Below are 1,306 nucleotides of genomic sequence, written 5' to 3'. Positions count from 1 at the left end.
CTCATAGACGATGAGGTTGATAGGTTCGGTGTGGAAGCGCGGCAACGCGTGGAGCTGACGAATACTAATCGGTCGAGGACTTATCCACACATTTCTTAGCAAACATGCGTATTCAGTTTTGAAGGAACAAACCTTCCACAATGGAGCTGTGGTGAAGTTGGAGTTCACGCCGGTCTGTCACACCGGAGGTCGCGGGTTCGAGTCCCGTCAGCTCCGCCATTTCTATCTAAGAAAAAGTCAGAAATGGCAATGGAATAGCATGGCTCGGTAGCTCAGTCGGTAGAGCAGAGGACTGAAAATCCTCGTGTCGGCGGTTCGATTCCGTCCCGAGCCACCATGTACGAGCCATTAGCTCAGTTGGTAGAGCATCTGACTTTTAATCAGAGGGTCGAAGGTTCGAGTCCTTCATGGCTCACCAGTTTTTACAAACAATTGAACAGGGAAAAGATGATACAATATGCGGACGTAGCTCAATTGGTAGAGCGTCGCCTTGCCAAGGCGAAGGTCGCGGGTTCGAGACCCGTCGTCCGCTCCATTACAGTTCGTAAACACCACTTGCTATGCGCCAGTGGTGTTTTCCTGCTTTTACAGATTTTCCGAACGAGAAAGCCCGCTACGGTGCGATAGCACCCCCTAAGAAATTGCGTGAAGAGTTTCCACATCTTCGGCATTTGCCGAGTTTGTGGACACGCTCATACTTCGTTTCTACCGCAGGAAATGTATCAAGTGAAACGATAAAGCGATATGTCGAACAACAGAAAACAAGGGGGTGAAAATCATGTCGCAGACCATCACAGTCAAAGTGAAATTGCTTCCAACAAAAGAACAGGCTTCTATTTTGCGTGAGATGAGTCAAACGTACCTCTCCACTATCAATACTCTCGTTTCCGAAATGGTTGCTGAAAAGAAAAGCACAAAGAAGTCGAGTAAGGATATTTCTGCTTCTTTGCCAAGTGCCGTTAAAAATCAAGCTATCAAGGACGCTAAAAGTGTGTTTAAGAAAGCGAAGAAAAGCAAATTCACTACTGTTCCTGTTTTGAAGAAACCTGTCTGCATTTGGAACAATCAAAACTACTCGTTTGATTTCACGCACATTTCCATGCCGATTATGATTGACGGCAAGGTAACTAAAACACCTATCCGTGCTTTGTTAGTTGATAAAGACAACCGTAACTTTGCTTTGCTAAAACATAAATTAGGTACGCTTCGAATCACACAGAAAGCAAATAAATGGATTGCCCAAATTTCTGTCACCATACCTACTATGGAAGGAACAGGAGTAAAAGTCATGGGGGTTGATTTGGGG

The 1,306-nt window shown here is 45.4% G+C and carries 1 protein-coding gene, 4 tRNA genes, 1 rRNA gene and 1 pseudogene; all 7 read left to right on the top strand.

The annotated features are described in order from the left end of the window. Window positions 1-88: ribosomal RNA gene (locus AC27IT_RS27605) — 23S ribosomal RNA — on the top strand; the annotation flags it as partial. Window positions 89-142: 54 nt separating this feature from the next. After that, a tRNA-Asp gene (locus tag AC27IT_RS27600) sits at window positions 143-219 on the top strand. A 42-nt stretch (window positions 220-261) separates the two neighbouring features. Further along, window positions 262-337: transfer RNA gene (locus tag AC27IT_RS27595), tRNA-Phe, on the top strand. Between the two features lie 5 nt (window positions 338-342). Next, a tRNA-Lys gene (locus AC27IT_RS27590) sits at window positions 343-418 on the top strand. 41 nt (window positions 419-459) lie between these two features. Next, window positions 460-535, top strand: a tRNA-Gly gene (locus AC27IT_RS27585). A 106-nt stretch (window positions 536-641) separates the two neighbouring features. Next, a pseudogene (locus AC27IT_RS27580) lies at window positions 642-773 on the top strand (transposase); the annotation flags it as partial. 5 nt (window positions 774-778) lie between these two features. Next, a partial coding sequence (locus tag AC27IT_RS27575; protein ID WP_487092243.1) for a nuclease/transposase family protein occupies window positions 779-1,306 on the top strand: 528 nt, incomplete at its 3' end.

The sequence above is a fragment of the Brevibacillus sp. YAE8 genome, from assembly GCF_057543335.1.
The sequence above is the reverse complement of the archived record's forward strand: the minus strand, read 5'-3'. Positions and strand labels throughout refer to the sequence as shown.